Origin of the sequence: Ensifer sp. B1-9 (genome assembly GCF_050474445.1) — a bacterium.
Classification (GTDB): domain Bacteria; phylum Pseudomonadota; class Alphaproteobacteria; order Rhizobiales; family Rhizobiaceae; genus Ensifer.
Genome location: NZ_JBCHVG010000009.1, coordinates 52,452 through 70,380 on the forward strand (window position 1 = coordinate 52,452; position 17,929 = coordinate 70,380).

The 17,929-nt window shown below is 61.8% G+C and carries 15 protein-coding genes; 5 read left to right on the forward strand and 10 right to left on the reverse strand.

The features are described 5' to 3' along the window. Positions 1-13: 13 nt before the first annotated feature. Positions 14-1,411: an LLM class flavin-dependent oxidoreductase gene (locus ACQ5BM_RS17770; RefSeq protein ID WP_429813809.1), complete on the forward strand. Its 1,398-nt coding sequence runs from the start codon at positions 14-16 to the stop codon at positions 1,409-1,411. A gap of 85 nt (positions 1,412-1,496) precedes the next feature. Here ACQ5BM_RS17770 and ACQ5BM_RS17775 read toward each other — a convergent pair whose 3' ends face one another. The 7 genes from ACQ5BM_RS17775 to urtA all read right to left on the reverse strand — a co-directional run bounded on the left by ACQ5BM_RS17775 (position 1,497) and on the right by urtA (position 9,394). Next, a complete protein-coding gene (locus ACQ5BM_RS17775; protein WP_429813811.1) occupies positions 1,497-2,729 on the reverse strand; it encodes an acyl-CoA dehydrogenase family protein in 1,233 nt (410 codons plus the stop codon). 111 nt (positions 2,730-2,840) lie between these two features. Further along, on the reverse strand, positions 2,841-3,299 hold the full coding sequence (locus ACQ5BM_RS17780) for an RrF2 family transcriptional regulator (RefSeq protein ID WP_429813813.1): 459 nt from the start codon (positions 3,297-3,299) through the stop codon (positions 2,841-2,843). A 350-nt stretch (positions 3,300-3,649) separates the two neighbouring features. After that, the gene (gene urtE / locus ACQ5BM_RS17785; protein WP_429813815.1) at positions 3,650-4,345 is read right to left on the reverse strand and encodes an urea ABC transporter ATP-binding subunit UrtE; all 696 of its coding nucleotides are present in this window, start codon (positions 4,343-4,345) and stop codon (positions 3,650-3,652) included. A gap of 34 nt (positions 4,346-4,379) precedes the next feature. Continuing rightward, the gene (urtD, locus tag ACQ5BM_RS17790) at positions 4,380-5,144 is read right to left on the reverse strand and encodes an urea ABC transporter ATP-binding protein UrtD (RefSeq protein ID WP_429813817.1); all 765 of its coding nucleotides are present in this window, start codon (positions 5,142-5,144) and stop codon (positions 4,380-4,382) included. Positions 5,145-5,149: 5 nt separating this feature from the next. Beyond that, positions 5,150-6,310, reverse strand: a complete 1,161-nt coding sequence (urtC, locus tag ACQ5BM_RS17795; protein ID WP_429813820.1) for an urea ABC transporter permease subunit UrtC — start codon at positions 6,308-6,310, stop codon at positions 5,150-5,152. Beyond that, entirely contained in the window at positions 6,307-7,923 is a 1,617-nt protein-coding gene (gene urtB, locus ACQ5BM_RS17800; RefSeq protein WP_429813822.1) for an urea ABC transporter permease subunit UrtB, read from the reverse strand. The genes urtC and urtB overlap by 4 nt, the downstream gene beginning before the upstream one ends. A 178-nt stretch (positions 7,924-8,101) precedes the next feature. Continuing rightward, a complete protein-coding gene (gene urtA / locus ACQ5BM_RS17805) occupies positions 8,102-9,394 on the reverse strand; it encodes an urea ABC transporter substrate-binding protein (RefSeq protein ID WP_334197069.1) in 1,293 nt (430 codons plus the stop codon). Between the two features lie 378 nt (positions 9,395-9,772). On the opposite strand from urtA, the gene ACQ5BM_RS17810 reads away from it, so the two are divergent. Next, complete coding sequence (locus ACQ5BM_RS17810) at positions 9,773-11,119, forward strand: adenylate/guanylate cyclase domain-containing protein (protein WP_429813825.1); 1,347 nt, start codon at positions 9,773-9,775, stop codon at positions 11,117-11,119. Positions 11,120-11,231: 112 nt separating this feature from the next. Here the strand turns inward: ACQ5BM_RS17810 and ACQ5BM_RS17815 are convergent, their stop codons facing one another. The 3 genes from ACQ5BM_RS17815 to ACQ5BM_RS17825 form a co-directional block, all read right to left on the reverse strand. Further along, a complete protein-coding gene (locus tag ACQ5BM_RS17815) occupies positions 11,232-11,402 on the reverse strand; it encodes a hypothetical protein (RefSeq protein WP_429813828.1) in 171 nt (56 codons plus the stop codon). 90 nt (positions 11,403-11,492) lie between these two features. Beyond that, positions 11,493-13,430 (reverse strand): DUF5054 domain-containing protein, encoded by a 1,938-nt coding sequence (locus tag ACQ5BM_RS17820; RefSeq protein ID WP_429813831.1) that lies wholly within the window; start codon positions 13,428-13,430, stop codon positions 11,493-11,495. 11 nt (positions 13,431-13,441) lie between these two features. Next, the gene (locus ACQ5BM_RS17825) at positions 13,442-14,482 is read right to left on the reverse strand and encodes a LacI family DNA-binding transcriptional regulator (RefSeq protein ID WP_429813834.1); all 1,041 of its coding nucleotides are present in this window, start codon (positions 14,480-14,482) and stop codon (positions 13,442-13,444) included. A gap of 230 nt (positions 14,483-14,712) precedes the next feature. On the opposite strand from ACQ5BM_RS17825, the gene ACQ5BM_RS17830 reads away from it, so the two are divergent. The 3 genes from ACQ5BM_RS17830 to ACQ5BM_RS17840 all read left to right on the forward strand — a co-directional run bounded on the left by ACQ5BM_RS17830 (position 14,713) and on the right by ACQ5BM_RS17840 (position 17,925). Further along, positions 14,713-16,074: an extracellular solute-binding protein gene (locus ACQ5BM_RS17830; RefSeq protein WP_429813837.1), complete on the forward strand. Its 1,362-nt coding sequence runs from the start codon at positions 14,713-14,715 to the stop codon at positions 16,072-16,074. A 109-nt stretch (positions 16,075-16,183) separates the two neighbouring features. Then, positions 16,184-17,092, forward strand: coding sequence for a carbohydrate ABC transporter permease (locus ACQ5BM_RS17835; protein WP_429813840.1), 909 nt, complete (start codon positions 16,184-16,186; stop codon positions 17,090-17,092). After that, a complete protein-coding gene (locus ACQ5BM_RS17840; RefSeq protein WP_429813842.1) occupies positions 17,092-17,925 on the forward strand; it encodes a carbohydrate ABC transporter permease in 834 nt (277 codons plus the stop codon). Before ACQ5BM_RS17835 ends, ACQ5BM_RS17840 begins: the two co-directional genes overlap by 1 nt. Positions 17,926-17,929: the final 4 nt, after the last annotated feature.

Consider the following 17,929-nt stretch of genomic DNA (forward strand, 5'->3'; position numbering starts at 1 on the left):
GAAGGAGGGCTCCATGAGTCGCGAAATCCGGCTGAATGCCTTTGACATGAACTGCGTCGGCCATCAGTCGCCGGGGTTGTGGACCCATCCGCAAGACCAGTCCTGGCGCTACAAGGATCTCGACTATTGGGTCCATCTGGCGAAGACACTCGAGCGCGGCAAATTCGACGGGCTGTTCATCGCCGACGTGCTCGGCGTCTATGATGTGCTGAACGATAATGCCGAGGCGGCGCTTCGGCATTCGGCTCAGATCCCGGTCAACGACCCCTTACAGCTCGTACCGACGATGGCCTATGAAACGGAACATCTCGGCTTCGGCCTGACGGCGTCGCTTTCCTTCGAACACCCCTACACCTTCGCCCGCCGCATCTCGACGCTCGACCATCTGACCAAAGGGCGCATCGGCTGGAACATCGTCACCTCCTACCTGAACAGCGGCGCACTCAACATTGGCCAGGCGCAGCAGACGCGCCATGACGACCGGTATGATCTGGCCGAGGAATATCTTGAAGTCTGCTACAAGCTCTGGGAGGGGAGCTGGGAAGACGGAGCGGTGGTGCGCGACCGCGCGACCGGCATCTTCACCCATCCAGACAAGGTGCATCCGATCAACCATCGCGGCCGCCATTTCACGGTTCCAGGCATCCATTTGAGCGAGCCATCGCCGCAGCGCACGCCGGTGCTCTACCAGGCGGGCTCTTCAAGCAGAGGCAAGGACTTCGCCGGGGCGCACGCCGAATGCATCTTCGTCGCGGCACCGTCGAAGGCGGTGCTGAAACGCTATGTCGCCAATGTTCGGGAGGCGGCATTGCGGGCCGGCCGAAACCCGCGCGAAATCCTTGCCTTCAATCTGCAGACGGTGATCCTCGGCGAAACCGATGCCGAGGCGAAGAAGAAGTTCGACGAGTACCGCAAGCACGTTTCCTACGAAGGTGCTTTGGCGCTGATCTCCGGCTGGACGGGCATCGATTTCGGCCAGTTCGCGCCGGACGAACCCTTGCGCCATCGCTACACCAATGCGGTGCAATCCGCCGTCGAGACCTTCACGACCATCGATCCGGACCGGGTCTGGACCGTTCGTGAAATGGCCGATTGGGTGGGCATCGGCGGCTTCGGGCCCGTCTTCGTCGGCTCACCCTCGACTGTCGCCGACCTCTTGCAGGAATGGGTCGAGGACACCGATGTCGACGGCTTCAACCTTGCCTATGCGGTGACGCCGGAAACCTTCGAAGACGCCGTCGATTTGCTGGTACCGGAACTGCAGAAGCGTGGCGTCTACAAGACCGATTATCGCCAGGGCACATTCAGGGAAAAGCTCTTCGGCGCCGGGCCAAGGCTGGCGGCACCCCATCCGGGCGCCGGCTATCGGGATCTTGGGGCAACGAGAACAGCGATCGCAGCTTCCGCGTGAGTCGGCCTATCAAAGAAACGCCGCCTGGACCTGGTCCGGGCGGCTTTTTTCTTGCAGGGAGAACCAATCATGCGCGTGGGTAGGTTCAGCTATAGAGACTGACCGGCGGTATCCGCCCGTTCAGGACGAAGTCGCCAACCTCGCGGGCCTTGTAGGCGACCGGGTCATGCAGCGTGTGGGTGCGGACATTGCGCCAGTAGCGATCGAAGCGATAATGCCCCGCCGTTGCCCGCGCGCCCATCAACTCGAAGACCTTCGTCGTCACGTCGAGCGCAACGTGGGTCGAGTGAACCTTGGCCGCGTAGGCCTCGATCGCAGCCTGGCCACGCGCCTCGGCCGTCACGGACCGGCCCTGCGACAGGGCCGCCTCGACGGTCGCGGCTGCCGCATCGGCCAAGGCGACCGACGCCTTCAGGCTCGCCTGGAGCTCGCCGATCCGTTCGAGGATATAGGGATCATCGCTGGCGCGTTCGACGCCAGATGTGATCCAGGGGCGCGTCGTGCTACGCACATAGTTAAGGGCTGCGGCAAGCGCGCCTTCGGCCGTGCCGAGGTAGAAATTCACGAAGACGAGCTGGATCAGCGGCGTGTTGAAAGTCGCCTGCACCGGGGGCGGATCGGAGGGATCGGCCAGCGGCAAGATGAAATCGCGCTCGTAGACGGGAAAATCGCGGAACTCGACACTGCCGCTGTCCGACAGGCGTTGGCCGATGTTGTCCCAGTCGTCGTTGACGACATAGCCGGGACGATCGGTGGGCACGACGAAATTGGCGATCTTGCCGTCGATCGCAGCGTTGACGTTGATGCGGTCGGAGACATGGGCGCCGGTCGAAAAGGTCTTGCGGCCGTTCAGCACATAATGGCCACCACGCCGCTCCAATGTCAGGCCAGGATCGCGCGGGTTGACCGCGGCTCCCCAATAAAGCTGGCGCTCGACGGTCTCCGCTCCAAGCACCCAGGCCTGTTTGGGATCGGCAGCGGCCCAGTAGACGTACTGGCTGTTGACGTAGTGATAGCCAAGCAATTGGCCGATCGAGCTTTCGCCACGGGCGATGATGCGCACCAGCCGGAGCCCGTCTACCCAGCTCAAGCCCGCACCGCCAACCTCCGGCGAATGCAGCGCGGTCAAAAGGCCGGCCTGGCGGAGTGCCTCGATCTCTTCCCGCGGCGGTGCGCCGACGCGATCGAGCTCGGCGCCTCTGCGGGTGAGGTCCTGTGATAGTGCCTCGGCGCGGACAAACAGCTCCCGCCGCGTTTCATCTTGTTCGGCGCTGCTGCTGGCCGGTGTTTGTTCCCTGAGGAAATGTACGTTGCTCATCCGCCTCTCCTTGGTTGAGGCAAAATAATGCACTTATTCTATAGATAATAACAGCAACGTGTTTCCACATGGAGGCGGCCCTTGGAAATGTCCTACCGGCCGTTGACCGCCTCAACCGGCCTCCGCATCGCGCAGCGCCACGATCTCAGAAGCATTGTCGTTGGCTGCAAACTGCTCCAGCGTCATGTTGTCGAGGATCGAGGCGATCGCGTCGCGGACATCGCTCATCGACTTGCGCACATGACAGTTCACCGGATCGGCGCAATCGTCGCAGGCCTCGAAGGCGGTGCGGCTGGCGCAGCGGATCGGCGCCAGCGGCCCATCCAGCGTGCGGATCACCTGGCCGATGCGAATGTCGGAGGCAGGCCGGGAGAGCGAGTACCCCCCGCCTGGGCCCTTCTTCGAACGAAGGATGCCGGCATTGCGCAACTCGAGCAGGATCGCGTCCAAAAACTTCTTCGGAATATTGTTCCGCGTTGCGATCTCGGTGATGAAGGCGGTCTCTCCGGGCTCCAGTTGAGCCAGGTCGACTAGGGCCTTGAGCCCGTATTTTCCTTTTTTGGTCAACATGTCACTTCGCTTTCGTGAACAAGAAGGCCGCCACAAGTCCGCTCCTCGGGCATCCGCCAGAAGCAACGGGTTGTGACGGCCGCACTCTTTCGCTTAGGATGTCCTACACCCAAACCGCACCATTCTCAAGAAATTACGTAAGTTACTGCATAGATTTAGTGCGCTTTGTTGGCGCTTTCATGGCAAAATGAGAATTTCACCGAGAAGATCGCTGGCGGCAGCTTGTTCCGAGGCAAACAATCCCCAGAAGGCGAAATCAGCAGCCTCTGTCGGAGCGAAAAGGGGAACGGGTGGCGCCGCACTTGAACCACACGGCGTCGAGCCGCCGTCACCGGTGCCCGCGAAAGTGATTACACGGTGAGATGACGCCGCGCCTCTGCCGTATCCAACGTCTCGGGCGGCCCCTCGTGAACCACGGCGCCGCGGTCCATGATATAGACGTGGTCGGCAAGTTCCCGGCAAAAATCGAGATATTGTTCGACAAGCAGGATTGCCATGCCGGTCGAATCCCGGAGGTAGCGGATTGCCCGGCCGATATCCTTGATGATCGAAGGCTGGATGCCCTCGGTCGGCTCATCGAGCACCAATATCTTCGGGCGCGTCACCAGCGCCCGGCCGATCGCCAGTTGTTGTTGCTGGCCACCGGAGAGATCCCCGCCGCGACGCCCGAGCATCGAGCGAAGAACTGGGAAGAGATTGAAGACATCCTCCGGTATGGAGCGATCTGCGCGCTTCAACGGCGCGAAACCTGTTTCGAGGTTTTCCTTGACCGTCAGCAGTGGAAAGATCTCACGGCCCTGCGGCACGTAGCCGATGCCTTCCTTGGCGCGACGGTAAGGTGCCATGCCCGCGAGTGCCACGCCGTTGAAGCCGATCGCACCGGCGCTGACCGGATGCTGGCCGGTGACGGCCCGAAGCAGGCTCGACTTGCCGACGCCGTTGCGCCCGAGCACACAGGTGATCCTGCCCATCTCGGCGGTGATCGACACATTGCGCAGCGCCTGCGCGGCACCGTAGTGAAGATTGATGTTTTCGACACTCAGCATGACGCGCCCTCCTCAAACAATTCCGGCATCGAAATCAGCGCCCGAGATAGTTCTCGATCACCTTCGGATCGCTGCTGACGAAGTCGATCGAGCCTTCCGCCAACACCATACCTTCGGCAAGGCAGGTAACCTTGACCCCCAATTCGCGGATAAAACCCATGTCATGCTCGACGACGACGACGGATCGGGTCTTGGCGATCTCCTTGAGCAGAACGGCCGTCTCGGCCGTTTCCGCGTCCGTCATGCCAGCGACCGGTTCGTCGACCAGTAGCAGTTCCGGTTCCTGAGCGAGCAGCATGCCGATCTCCAGCCATTGCTTCTGGCCGTGCGAAAGGTTGGCGGCGAGATCGTCGCGGCGAGCCGTGAGCCGGATGGTCGCAAGGATATCCTCAATGCGGATCTTGTCCTCGGCCGTCAGACGATAGAAGAGCGTTGGAAACACCCCCCGTTTCCGGTTGAGAGCAAGTTCGAGATTGTCCCACACCGTATGGCTTTCGAAGACGGTCGGCTTCTGGAACTTGCGGCCGATGCCGAGCGATGCAATCTCCGCCTCGTCCTTCTTCGTCAGGTCGATCTCGCCCTTGAAGAAGACCTGCCCCTCATCAGGCCGGGTCTTGCCGGTGATGATGTCCATCATCGTCGTCTTGCCGGCACCGTTCGGGCCAATGATCGCCCGGAGTTCGCCGGGCTCGATGACGAAGGAGAGCGCGTTCAGCGCCTTGAAGCCGTCGAAGGAGACGGAAACGCCGTCAAGATAGAGAATGCTCGTGGGCTTGCTCTGGCCGATGGTCTGGTTCATGTCGCTTACTCCGCCGCCATGGGTTCAACCGCCAGATTGTCCGGCGCTTCGTTCGCGCGCGCCTTTCGTTCAGCGCGACGGCGGGTGAAATAGGTGCCGGCCGTTCCGACGATGCCCTTCGGCAGGAACAAGGTGACGAGCACGAAGAGACCGCCGAGCGCAAAGAGCCAGAATTCTGGAAACGCCGCCGTGAAGATGCTTTTTCCACCATTGACGAAAATGGCGCCGACAATCGGCCCGATCAGCGTGCCGCGGCCGCCAACCGCCGTCCAGATTACCACCTCGATCGAATTGCCGGGTTCGAACTCGCCGGGATTGATAATGCCGACCTGCGGCACATAAAGCGCACCGGCGATGCCCGCCATCATCGCCGAGACGGTGAAGGCGAAGAGCTTGATGTGTTCCACCCGATAGCCGAGGAAGCGGGTTCGGCTCTCGGCGTCGCGCACCGCCACGAGCACCTTGCCGTATTTGGAGCGCACGATCGCAGCAGTGAGAACAAGGCAGCTCGCCAGCATCAGTGCAGAGGCGGCAAAGAGTACGGCGCGCGTGCCATCCGCCTGGATGTTGAAGCCGAGAATCTCCTTGAAGTCGGTCAGCCCGTTGTTGCCGCCGAAGCCCATGTCGTTGCGGAAGAAGGCGAGCAGCAGCGCATAGGTCATCGCTTGAGTGATGATCGAGAGATAGACGCCGTTGACGCGCGAGCGGAAGGCGAACCAGCCGAAGACGAAAGCAAGCACACCCGGCACCAGTACGACCATCAATGCGGCGAACCAGAACATGTCGAAGCCGTACCAGAACCAGGGCAGTTCCTTCCAGTTGAGGAACACCATGAAATCCGGCAGCAGCGGATTGCCGTAGGAGCCGCGCGCACCGATCTGGCGCATGAGATACATACCCATGGCATAGCCGCCGAGCGCGAAGAAGGCAGCATGGCCCAGCGAAAGGATACCGCAGAAACCCCAGACGAGATCGAGCGCCAGCGCCAGCAACGCATAGGTGAGATACTTGCCGAACAGCGACACCAGGTAGGTCGGCACATGCAACGGATGGTTGGGCGCGGTCAAAAGGTTGAGCGCTGGAACGAGGAGCGCGAGGCCAACGAGGATCGCCACGACAATGAGGATGCTGCGATCGAGCGATTTCATCAGAAACGAGGTGATCATGCTTCAACCGCCCTTCCCTTGAGCGCGAAGAGGCCGCGCGGTTTCTTCTGGATGAAGAGGATGATCAGGACCAGGACGAGGATCTTCCCAAGCACGGCGCCGGCATAGGGTTCCAGGAACTTGTTGAGGATGCCGAGCGAGAAGGCGCCGACGAGCGTGCCCCAGAGATTGCCGACACCGCCGAAGACGACGACCATGAAGCTGTCGATGATGTAGCCCTGACCGAGATTGGGCGAGACATTGTCGATCTGCGAAAGCGCCACTCCCGCCATGCCGGCGATGCCGGAACCAAGCGCGAAGGTGAGTGCATCGACGAAGGGCGTGCGGATGCCCATGGAGGACGCCATGCGTCGGTTCTGTGTGACGGCCCGCATACGCAGGCCCATCGGCGTTTTCTTGAGCAGGAACAGAAGTGCCGCGAAAACCGTCAGCGCGAAGACGATGATCCACAGCCGGTTCCAGGTGATCGTCAACCCGCCGAGCTCGAAGGCACCAGCCATCCAGGAGGGGTTGCCGACCTCGCGGTTCGTCGGCCCGAAGATCGATCGCACCGCCTGCTGCAGGATCAGCGAAATGCCCCAGGTGGCAAGCAGCGTCTCCAGCGGGCGCCCATAAAGGAAGCGGATGACGCCGCGTTCGATCGCAAGGCCGACGGCGCCGGTCACCAGAAAGGCGAGCGGCAGCGCGATCGCCAGCGACCAGTCGAAAAGGCCGGGATAAGAGTTGCGTATGACCTCCTGCACGAGGAAGGTCGTATAGGCGCCAAGCATCACCATCTCGCCATGGGCCATGTTGATGATGCCCATGACGCCAAAAGTGATGGCAAGCCCAATCGCCGCCAGCAAAAGGACCGAGCCGAGCGACAGGCCGTACCAGACGTTCTGGCCGGCGCTCCAGAGCGCCTGGGTCTGTTCGATGCGGGCAATCGCCGCTTCGATATCGGGTTTGAGCGCAGCATCGGCATTTGCGAGTGCGGATGTCAGAACGGCAAGCCCGGTGCGCCCATTGCCCTCGGCGAGGAGTGTCATCGCCTGGCGCTTTTCCTCGTCGCTTCGCTCTGACAGGAGGAGCGTCACGGCGCGTGCCTCGTCGAGAACCTTACGAACAGTTGCATCCTTTTCGGTCGCAATCGCGGCCTCGATCGCCTCGAGCGCATCGGCGTTCGGCGCCTGCAGCATGGATTGCGCCGCCTTCAGCCGCGCGCTCGCGTCATCGCTGAAAAGGGTCAGGCCGCCGAGCGCGCTGCGCACGGCGCGACGCACGGCATTGTTGACCTTGACCTTCTGCATGGCCGCCTTCGGCGCTTGCCCAGCTTCCATTCCCGTCACGGGATCAATCAGCAGCAGGTCCGCGCCTTGCGCTTTGACCAGGAAGACCTTGCCGTCGGACTTGCGCTGGTAGAGTTCGCCTTCGCCCAGAGCCTCAAGCACGGGAATGGCCTTGGCATCACCGGTCTTGGCGAGCGCCGAGATGCGCTCGTCCATATCAGAGAGTTTCGCGACGCCGAGTTGATCGACCAACGCGCCAAGGTCGTCCGCCGCACGGGATCCGACCACATGGGTCGAAATCAACAGGCAGAGCGCAACAAACAGGATCTGCAGAATTCGGTACATTGCCCTCTCGCTCGGGTCTTGCGCATCGCGCTGGCGACCGGCGCTTCGGTCGAGGTTTTGGCGTTAAGATCCCTCCGCCCGGCCGCATCACCGGACGGAGGGATGCTCGCCCCCGGATTTCGTCATGCAAGGATTGCCCGGGCGGACTGCCCGCCCGGTCTATGACTACGTGATGAAATCAGGAGCCTTTGCCGCCGCATTTGCCGGTGGCGACGTTGAAATTGCCGCAGGACATCGGCGCGCGCCAATCGGAGATCAGGTCCTTCGAGTCGGGCAGATAGTCGGACCATTCGTCGCCGACGACGAGGCCGGGGGTTTCCCAGACGGTCTCGAACTGGCCATCGCCCTGGATCTCGCCGATCAGCACCGGCTTGGTGATGTGGTGGTTCGGCATCATCGTCGAATAGCCACCGGAAAGGTTCGGCACCGAGATGCCGATCATCGCGTCGAGAACGGCATCCGTATCGGTCGTGCCGGCCTTCTCGACGGCCTTCAGCCACATATTGAAGCCGATATAGTGCGCTTCCATCGGGTCGTTGGTCACGCGCTTGTCGTTCTTGGTATAGGCCTTCCAGGTCTTGATGAACTCGGCATTGGCCGGTGTGTCGACCGACTGGAAGTAGTTCCACGCCGCGAGATGCCCGACAAGTGGGCCTGTATCGAGGCCGGCGAGTTCCTCTTCGCCGACCGAGAAGGCGACGACGGGGATATCCTCGGCCTTGACGCCCTGGTTCGCTAGTTCCTTGTAGAAGGGCACGTTGGCGTCGCCGTTGATGGTCGAGACGACCGCCGTCTTCTTGCCGGCCGAGCCGAACTTCTTGATGTCGGAAACGATCGTCTGCCAGTCGGAATGGCCGAAAGGCGTGTAGTTGATCATGATGTCTTCAGGCTTCACGCCCTTGGAAATCAGATAGGCCTCGAGGATCTTGTTGGTCGTGCGCGGATAAACGTAGTCGGTACCGGCGAGCACCCAGCGCTCGACGCTTTCGTTCTCCATCAGGTAGTCGACGGCCGGGATTGCCTGCTGGTTCGGCGCGGCCCCCGTGTAGAAAACGTTTCGCTGGCTTTCCTCGCCTTCGTACTGGACGGGATAGAAGAGGATCGAGTTGAGCTCCTCGAAGACCGGCAGAACCGACTTGCGCGACACCGAGGTCCAGCAACCGAAGACTGCCGAAACCTTGTCGACCGAGATCAGTTCGCGCGCCTTTTCGGCAAAGAGCGGCCAGTCGGACGCCGGGTCGACGACGACGGCTTCGAGCTTCTTGCCGAGCAGGCCGCCTTTCTTGTTCTGCTCGTCGATCAGCATCAGCATGGCATCTTTCAGAGTCGTCTCGGAGATCGCCATGGTACCGGAGAGCGAATGCAGGATGCCGACCTTGATCGTGTCATCGGCGGCAAAGGCGCCGTTGAATGCCGTCGTCGACAGGACGGCTGCGAGGAATGCGCCGGTGACGCTTGCCCTGATAGTCATCTGATGGAACCCCTCTCGTTCTAAGCAGCGCGGCTTTCGAGTTTTTTAGCCGTTGCTTGAGGGATCATCGGACAGTCACGCTGCACTGCACATACGTCATTCTACGTAGATGCGGGGGGCAAAGAGGAAGTACCTGGCGATGCGCGCCGCAGACGAGGCCACCCGTTCGTTTCCTTCGATCGCCAACGCTTGACCTTGCCATCGTTGGAAGCCCTACAACAGACCGACCCACCCTCAGTGGACCGTTTGGCCTCGCCACATATTCGACGCGAATCGAACAGTAGCAAAGCTGATAGTTGGCAACTTTTTGGTGACAACTTTTAGCCCGTGGTCGTCCGCAGGCATGGGCAAGACATTCAAATCTCAGGGCCGACAAACATGACGTCCTCACTACACCCCCAATGGGATTTTGCCCGCGAGATACGCTCGATCCTTCTTCGCTTCGTCGCCTTTGCTATCCTTTTGGCAAACCTCCTGCTTGGTGGCAACGAGGGTGCCGAACGAATGCACTCGATCGTGGTCGTCAGCTATCTGGTCATCAGCGTCGCTTCCGTGGCAATGGCGCGCTACCTGTCCGGGCGCGCGTGGCTGAAGACGGCCTTTGTCGTCCTTGACGCCCTGTTGGTCGCGCTGCTCCTTTACGCACACATCCTCGCCGGGCCGGTCAACGAAAACCACAACCTGACGACGACGAGCTTGGTCGTGGCGTTCATCCTGCTCGTCCATGTCGGCCTCAAGCTGGAAAGACGACTCGTCCTTATTTTCTCCGGCATCGTGCTCACGTCCTGGGTGACGATGCTGGCAATTACGGCCGCAAGACATCCCACCGCGGGGGTGCTCTCGCTGCTCGGCTCGTTCTTCAATCAGGATCTCGGCCTGACCGTCAGTTTCGGTTTCACCGCCTTCGCCATCTATCTTCTCGCGCGCGATCACGACCGGACGCGCAAGGAGGCCCTCAAGGCTGACCAGCGGCGCCTCAACCTCTCCCGGTTTTTCTCGCCGCTGGTGGTCTCGGAACTTGAGGAGCGTGGAGGGGCTCTTGGTCTGGATCGCCGGAATGCGGCAATCATGTTCGTTGATCTGCGCGATTTCACTCGTTTCGCCGAGACCGCACCTGCTCCGGAACTCGCCTTCGTGCTGGCTGAGTATCGCCAGCTCGTCTCGCAGACGATTTTCGAACATGGCGGCACCGTCGACAAATTCATTGGTGACGGCGTGATGGCGGTCTTCGGTCAACCGAGGCCCATGGACGACGATGCGGATCGGGCGATGGCCTGCGCCCTCGATCTCGTCGACGCCCTGAACGACTGGAAGAACCACAACGCCCTCAACGGCCACCCCGCCCTCGATGCCGGCATCGGCCTGCACTACGGCAAGGTGGTAGGCGGCGTGCTGGACAGCGGTTGCCATAGCGAATTCACCGTCATAGGCGACGCGGTCAATGTCGCCCAGCGCCTGGAAAGCCTGACCAAATCGCTTGATGCGCCGCTGGCGGTATCGGCTGCGCTGATGGCGCGCCTCATGACGCCCGTCCCGCCCGCCAACTGGATGGCGCAGAAGGACGTCACGCTTCCCGGACGCAGACTGCCTGTCGATGTCTGGTATCTGCCCCGCCACGCCGGCGGCATGACCGCCGTGACTTCGCCTTACGAGACCGGCACCATACAAACAGCCCTCCAGAGATCGGCTTTCCAATCAACCGGCGCCGACGCCAGCACCGGATAGTCGACGCCCCGGACGGAAACTTTCGCCGGATCGCTGCACTTCACCAGCGCACGGTGCTTTCCGGGATCATTGTACACGCTCCCATCGACAACCCGTCGGGAGGAGATCGAGATCAGCACATCGTAGCGTAGTCGGGCAGCAGTGCCGCGCGATTGCCGGCAAGTGCAAGGCTGACGACCGTGTCGTCGCTGAAATGTTCCGCATGGAAGACCGCCGGCTCTCCCGCGATCGCGCTTGTGATGGATAGCCCTCCGGCGACGAGGGAGATGACAGGGCGACACATTCCGACCTCCCATGGTTCGGACGCCGCGCCATCCTATCATCGATGGCACAGCCCCCGCACTCGGAATGCGCGCAATCTCGAACCTTGCGCTCAATAGCCGTCGACGAAACTGAGCTTGAAGCGTGTGGTGAAATCGCCGCCCCACCACATGGGGAAGTTGGTGCCCCACTTGTTGTTGTGGATGTTGAAGCGGACGCCGGCGGAGTAGTCGGGCAGGTCCTTGCAAAAGGCCATGAACGGCCATGCCTGAGGCGCGACCAACGGCGTGTCGAGGTTCTCGACCATCAACTCTGCGCCCGATTCCGGCCGCCCCCGCACGGCCGTGACCGCCTGCAACTGGGCGCCGCCGGCACGGGCGAAATTGTCGGTGTCGTGCCAGAGGCCCATTTTGCGCACGGTCCAGGCAGAGCGCCCCTCGGGTGTGAAAGACAGGAAGCTCGCCTCCGGCATTCGGTTGGCTTTCTTGCCGTAAAGTGTCAGCCGGACGTCGAGGCCGGTTGAGGTCGCGGAAAATTCCAGCGCAATATCAGCCGGGGCACCGCATTGCTCCACCGCCTCGGCCGGCATCGCTGCGACGATCGATGTGGCGGTCGTGCCTCGAAGCTCCGGTCGATAGGCTTGCGAGCGGGCCTCGGCGACGTGAGCAAGTCCGGGCTTGTCATGATCGAGCACGGCCCAGTCCATCCAATGAGTCAGATAGCTATCCATGTGTCGGCGGACATCGCCGGCATCATAACTTTCATAGCGGTAGGCCATCAGCGATCCATTGGCGCCGCGAATCTTTCGGCCGTCGGGTGCAGTCAGCGCGGCGACGTCGCCCGTCCCCGGATCGAGATCGATGCTCCATCCGCCGACTTCAAGCCGCGTTGCGGCACCGGCGGGCACGGGTCGCGGCGCAACCGTAAGATCGGCAAGAGCTGCCTCGGCGCGGGCCGCATCCTCGACTTCCAGTTCCGCCACCGCCTGGTCGAGATAGGCGCGCTGCTCCCGCCACGAAGCCTCCGTGTACTGAAAGCGCGGATCGGTCCCTCGTGCCGCCTCGAAGGCAGGGCGCGCCCAGGCCTTTTCGTCGCGCAGGAAGGATTTGATATCGACGCCGCAGGTGTGTTCGGCGACCAACGTCAGCTTGCGCCCGAAAGCCTGACGGCTCGCCGTCATCTGCTCTTCCGTGAAGCGACCATAGAGCCGCTGCAACGCGAGATAACGGGCGATCTTTTCCGGGTCCGTGCCGCTGCCATGGATCCAGCTATCGCCGAGTTCTTTCTCCACGACCGGAAAACGCGCGCGCGCATCCCACATAAGCGCACCGTAATCCTCAAGCGTCGCGGCACGCACGGTGGCGCCCGGCTCGTGCTTCAGAATATCGCGGTACGCCTCGGCCGTCTGCGACACGCTCTGCGGGCCGATATTGTCGCTCGTATGGGCAAAGCTCAGGCCATCGGAAAGGCCTTGCGGGAAATAGGTCTCGCCATAGGAGCGCTGGTACATGACAACGATTTCCTCGCCGCCCGGCGCCCGCCAGCGGAAGACATCGGGAATTTCCGGTGGCGGCGAAGCCGAGTTCACGCCGATATGCAGGAAGCGCACGCCCGCTTCCGCAAGCAGCGGCACCATGCCGAGCGTATGGCCGGGCACGTCGGTCATCTTGGCGGCGGTCGTCGTCAAACCGAAGCGACGGTCGAGCTCCTGGGCATGGGAGAGCCCGGCGCGGAAAAGCTCCGGCGACATCAGCTCCGTATGGGTCGTGAAGGGCAGCGCATGCCAGCGGATCAGGCCGCGCTCGATCGCCTGTTCCAGTCGCGCGACCTCGTTCTTCGAACGCGAATGCAGGTGGTCCCAGATCAGCCAGGCGCCGGTCGTCCAGATGAATTGCGGTTCGTGTGGATTCTCGTTGTAGAAATGCGCCCCGGTTTCGATCGCCTGCGGAATGAAGCGCTCGTGATACTGCTGACGAATCTTTTCGGCGTGATCGGTAAAGCCGATGTCGAGATGAGTCTTGAAGACGACGTGGATGCGCTTTTCGGTCATGTTCATTACCTTCAGCCGACGGTGCCCCGCACGATCAGGCGGGTGTTGAGTGTCTCGGTGAGCGGCTCGGCATCGGGTGCCCGAAGTCGCATGAGGATCAGGCGAACGAGCGCGCGCACCCGCTCTTCGAGGTCGATGCGCACGGTGGTGAGGTTGTAGCTCTTCCAGTGCGACTGCGGGATGTCGTCGAAGCCGACGACCTTGACGTCATCGGGCACGGAAAGGCCAAGTTCGTGGCGGAGCGCATCGATGGCACCGAAGGCGCCGACGTCGTTGGCCGCGAAGATCGCGTCGGCCCCCTCACCGATCCGAAAGAGGTCGAGCGTCGCCTGATAGGCGGTTTCGTAGGTATAGTCGCCGGGAAGCACGATCGGCGCATCCATGCCGCGCTCGGCAAGCGTCTCCTTCAGCGTGCGCTCGCGCTCGGCATTGGCGAGCGATTGCGCTTTGCCGCCGAGATAGGCGATGCGGCGCGCGCCATAGCCCTGAAGCAGGGCCACGGCCTGCTCGATGCCGTTCTTCTGCCGGACAAGCAGCCGGTCGTAGAGGGTGCCGGATGCCGCCCCCGCAAACTGCGCGACGTCGTCGTAGATCACATAGATCGGCACGGCGCGATCGAGAAAACCGCAGAGCACGTCCGGCAGGATGTTCTCGGTGAAGGCGATTACCGAATCCGGATTGAAGCCGCGCATATAGGTAAGCAAGCGCGGGTCCATGCTGAAATCGGCCTTCACCTTGAAGAGAAGGGTTGCGAAACCCTCCGCCTGCAATGCCGTCGTCAGCGCGTCGATCTCCTGGCTTTCCCAAGGGCTGCAGACGTCGGGCACGATCATGCCGACAAGGTGCGAACGGCCGGTGACGAGCGAACGCGCCGCCATGTCGGGCGTGTAGTTCAGTTCGCGCGCCACCTTGAGGATACGGTCGCGCTTCTCCGGCTTCAGCGAGGCGTTCGGGTTGAAGGCCCGGGATACGGCAACGCGGGAAACATTGGCTTCGCGCGCCACCTGGTCAGCGGTGGCTCGGGCGGCTTTCTTGTCGGCGCGATCGGTCATCTATCCGTCACAAAATGAAAACGTGTTCACCAACAAAAGAGAACAACCTATCGATTTCGTCAAGCGGAATAACAATTCCCGTCGTAATCGTAGAAAGAACAGATGGTCTATGTTGACAAAAATGAAAGCGTGTTCATTCTTGATCGTCGTCGGGACAGCGGACCTGGAGGAGGGCCGGACTGTCACAGCCAGACATTTTGGTCCGGAGTGGACCGCCGGGAGGAGAAAACATGCGTACCAGGTTTCATTCCCTATTGCTCAGCGCCGCCGCAGCCATTGCCTTTGCGGCGCCGGCGAGCGCCACCGAACTCAACATCACCTGCCGCTGCGTCGTCGGTGGCGTCAACAGCGGCATGGCCGAGTGGATCGAACAAAAGGTCATTCCAGCCTTCACCGAGAAGATGAAGGCCGAAGGCAAGGACGTCACCGTCAAGCTGACGCAGTTCGGTGGCGAAGACGAGCAGCTGACGCAGCAGCTCGCACTCGACTTCTCCACCGGCGCCGGCCCCGACGTCTCGGGCTTCGACGGCTTTCTCATCCCGAGCTTCGTTCAGGGCAACCTTCTCAAATCACTCGAGGAAGTGGCCGGTCCCGACGTTGCGAAATGGGACGGCTGGCAGCACATTTCCGACGGCACCAAAGCTCTGATGAGCTACCAGGGCAGGCCCTACGGCATCGCGCTTGGTACCGACGCGCGCATGATCTTCGTACGCAAGGACCTCTTCAAGTCCGCCGGGCTCGACGCCGACAACTGGCAGCCGAAATCCTGGGAGGAGTTGCTCGACGCCGCCCGCAAGATCAAGGCGGCGGCACCCGAGAGCTTCCCGCTGCAGCTCAATGCGGGCGTCTCGATGGGCGAGGCAACGACGATGCAGGGCTATTGGATGGCACTGCTCGGTACCGGCGAGCAAGTCACCGACGAGAGCGGAAAATACATCGTTTCGAGCCAGGGCATTCTCGACACGCTGAAGCTCTACAAGACGATCTATGTCGATGAGAAGCTCGGTGATCAACGCGCGCAGTTGCTTGCTGACGGCCGCAACCGCACCTTCGCCAATTTCCGTGACGGCAAGACCGCGATGCTCGTCGAAGGCGACTGGTTCTACCGCTCCGTCACGGCACCCGGCGCCGAGTTTGCGGTGGCCGATCGCGACAATGTCATGACCTGGAAGAAGATGCCGGCCACAGCACCCGGCAAGGGGCTTCGCGGCCAGGATTTCGTCACCGTCTCGGGCGGCACCGGCTTCGTCATCAATCCGCATACCGATGCGCCCCAGGAATCCTGGGCGCTGCTTTCCTTCATGAACAGCAAGGAGCAACTCACGGCCTTCCAGGAGATCCAGCCGGCGATCCGCATCCGCGACGACGTGGCAATCCCCAATTCGCCGTTCCTGACGGAAACGGCGACGACACTGCTGCCAATCACTACGGCCCGGCCGAACGACGCCAACTACAACAAAGTCTCGACCGAGATCCAACGCATGACCGAAAGCGTCGTTTCCGGCGAGCTGTCGCCCGAGGATGCGATGGCCCAATACAAGGCGGCGGTCATTGCCATCGTCGGCGAAGAAAACACCGTCAGCACGCTCTAAAAGCCGCGAGGGGTGAAAACGGGAACCCATACGGCCCCCTCACCCCCAATCCAGTGACCAGCGCGCCCGGCCCTCCAGTGGCCGGGCGACCGATCCGGAAAAAAAGGGCATGAAGAAATTCTCACTGCTTTCGACGCGCGCCGGCGCACTCTTCCTTGCGCCCGCGACGGCTCTCGTCGGGGTCTTCGTCATCATTCCTTTTTTCTGGGTGATCTTCGTCTCCTTCACCAATCGCACGCTGCTCGGGCGCACGGCGGTCGACCCTGATTTCGTCGGGCTGCAGAATTATTTCGCCCTCTTCAACCCCGCGACCTTCTTCACCCGCGGCCAGTTCGGCTTCTCACTGATCCTGACGATCCAGTTCGTGCTGCTCTCGGCGCTGATCGGCCAGGCGCTTCTCGGTCTGCTGCTCGCCTGGCTTAGCCAGTCGGTCACACCGACGCTCAAATCCTTCCTGCAGACGGCCGTCATCGCCGCCTGGATCCTGCCGGAAGTGGTGATCGGCTTCGCCTGGTTCGCCTTTCTCGACTACGACAACGGCACCCTCAACATGATCCTGCGCGGCCTAGGCCTGCCGCCCGGCGACTGGCTGCTGCAGCAGCCCTTCTGGGTCATCGTCTTCTTCAACACCTGGCGGGGTGCCGCCTTCTCGATGATGCTGTTCAACTCGGCCTTCCAGTCGATCCCGCCGAGCTACTTTCAAGCTGCCGACGTTGCCGGCGCCACCTCCTGGCAGAAGCTGCGCGACATCGCGCTGCCGCTGATCCGCGGTCATGTCGTGACGGACCTGATCCTCATCACCATGTGGACCTTCAACGTCTTCACGCCGTTCCTGCTCACCCATGGCGGGCCGTCCTATCGCACCGAGATCCTCTCGATCTACACCTATCGCATCGCTTTCAAGGATTTCGAATTCGGCAAGGGCGCTGCCGTCGGCGTCGTCATCATGCTGATCAACCTAGCCTTCGCGCTCATCTATCTTCGCATAGCCCATAAGAAGCCGGTGGAGGCGGAATGATGCAGAAGAGGACGCAGAACATCTTCGTAAGGCGTACGGTCTTTGCGGCTGCCGCCACCGTCCTCGGCACGGTCTTCGCACTGCCGCTCGTCTGGTTCATCTTCGCGCCGTTCAATGCCCGCGCCGAACTCGGGCTTGCCATCCCCTCGCCCTTCACGCTGTCGAATTTCGTGACCGTCTTTGAGAACACCTTCGCCATGCAGGCGCTCTTGAACAGTCTCATCCAAGCGGCAGGCGGCGTAGTGCTGGTCGGCGCGGCGGCGACGCTTGCGGCCTATGCGCTCTCGCGCTCGCCGATCCCGGGCAAAGGCGCCGTCACCTATATCCTGCTGCTCTTTTCGTCCGTGGTTTCAGGCTCGGCGGCGATGGTGCCGATTTTCCTGATCATCTCGGCGGCCGGGCTGATCGACACCCATCTCGCCGTCATCCTCGTCTTCGCCGGCGGGCTGTTGCCGACGGCGATGTTCATCCTTCGCGACTTCATCGACGCAATCCCCCGCTCCTATGAGGAAAGCGCGATGGTCGCCGGCGCCTCGCCGCTGCAGGCTTTCCTCGATGTCGCGCTGCCGGTCATCCGGCCCGGCATCGTCGTGGTCGTCGTCTGGGCCTTCGTCAACATCTGGGGCAGCTTCCTCATCCCCTTCATCCTGCTGCGCAGCGACAAACTGATGCCGGCGTCCGTTGCGATCTATTCCTTCTATTCGGAAGCCGGCACGCCGATCGTCACGCTGCTTGCCGCCTATTCGCTGATCTATTCGCTGCCGGTCATCGCCCTCTACCTCTTCGTGAACTGGAAATTCGGTTTCCGGTTCTTCGGTGGCATCAAGTCTTAATCGG

What these genes read in the sequence shown, in the direction of transcription:
- ACQ5BM_RS17770 (WP_429813809.1), top strand. Translation starts at nt 14, where the DNA reads ATGAGTCGCGAAATCCGGCTGAATGCCTTTGACATGAACTGCGTCGGC.
- ACQ5BM_RS17775 (WP_429813811.1), bottom strand. Translation starts at nt 2,729, where the DNA reads ATGAGCAACGTACATTTCCTCAGGGAACAAACACCGGCCAGCAGCAGC.
- ACQ5BM_RS17780 (WP_429813813.1), bottom strand. Translation starts at nt 3,299, where the DNA reads ATGTTGACCAAAAAAGGAAAATACGGGCTCAAGGCCCTAGTCGACCTG.
- urtE (WP_429813815.1), bottom strand. Translation starts at nt 4,345, where the DNA reads ATGCTGAGTGTCGAAAACATCAATCTTCACTACGGTGCCGCGCAGGCG.
- urtD (WP_429813817.1), bottom strand. Translation starts at nt 5,144, where the DNA reads ATGAACCAGACCATCGGCCAGAGCAAGCCCACGAGCATTCTCTATCTT.
- urtC (WP_429813820.1), bottom strand. Translation starts at nt 6,310, where the DNA reads ATGATCACCTCGTTTCTGATGAAATCGCTCGATCGCAGCATCCTCATT.
- urtB (WP_429813822.1), bottom strand. Translation starts at nt 7,923, where the DNA reads ATGTACCGAATTCTGCAGATCCTGTTTGTTGCGCTCTGCCTGTTGATT.
- urtA (WP_334197069.1), bottom strand. Translation starts at nt 9,394, where the DNA reads ATGACTATCAGGGCAAGCGTCACCGGCGCATTCCTCGCAGCCGTCCTG.
- ACQ5BM_RS17810 (WP_429813825.1), top strand. Translation starts at nt 9,773, where the DNA reads ATGACGTCCTCACTACACCCCCAATGGGATTTTGCCCGCGAGATACGC.
- ACQ5BM_RS17815 (WP_429813828.1), bottom strand. Translation starts at nt 11,402, where the DNA reads ATGTGTCGCCCTGTCATCTCCCTCGTCGCCGGAGGGCTATCCATCACA.
- ACQ5BM_RS17820 (WP_429813831.1), bottom strand. Translation starts at nt 13,430, where the DNA reads ATGACCGAAAAGCGCATCCACGTCGTCTTCAAGACTCATCTCGACATC.
- ACQ5BM_RS17825 (WP_429813834.1), bottom strand. Translation starts at nt 14,482, where the DNA reads ATGACCGATCGCGCCGACAAGAAAGCCGCCCGAGCCACCGCTGACCAG.
- ACQ5BM_RS17830 (WP_429813837.1), top strand. Translation starts at nt 14,713, where the DNA reads ATGCGTACCAGGTTTCATTCCCTATTGCTCAGCGCCGCCGCAGCCATT.
- ACQ5BM_RS17835 (WP_429813840.1), top strand. Translation starts at nt 16,184, where the DNA reads ATGAAGAAATTCTCACTGCTTTCGACGCGCGCCGGCGCACTCTTCCTT.
- ACQ5BM_RS17840 (WP_429813842.1), top strand. Translation starts at nt 17,092, where the DNA reads ATGCAGAAGAGGACGCAGAACATCTTCGTAAGGCGTACGGTCTTTGCG.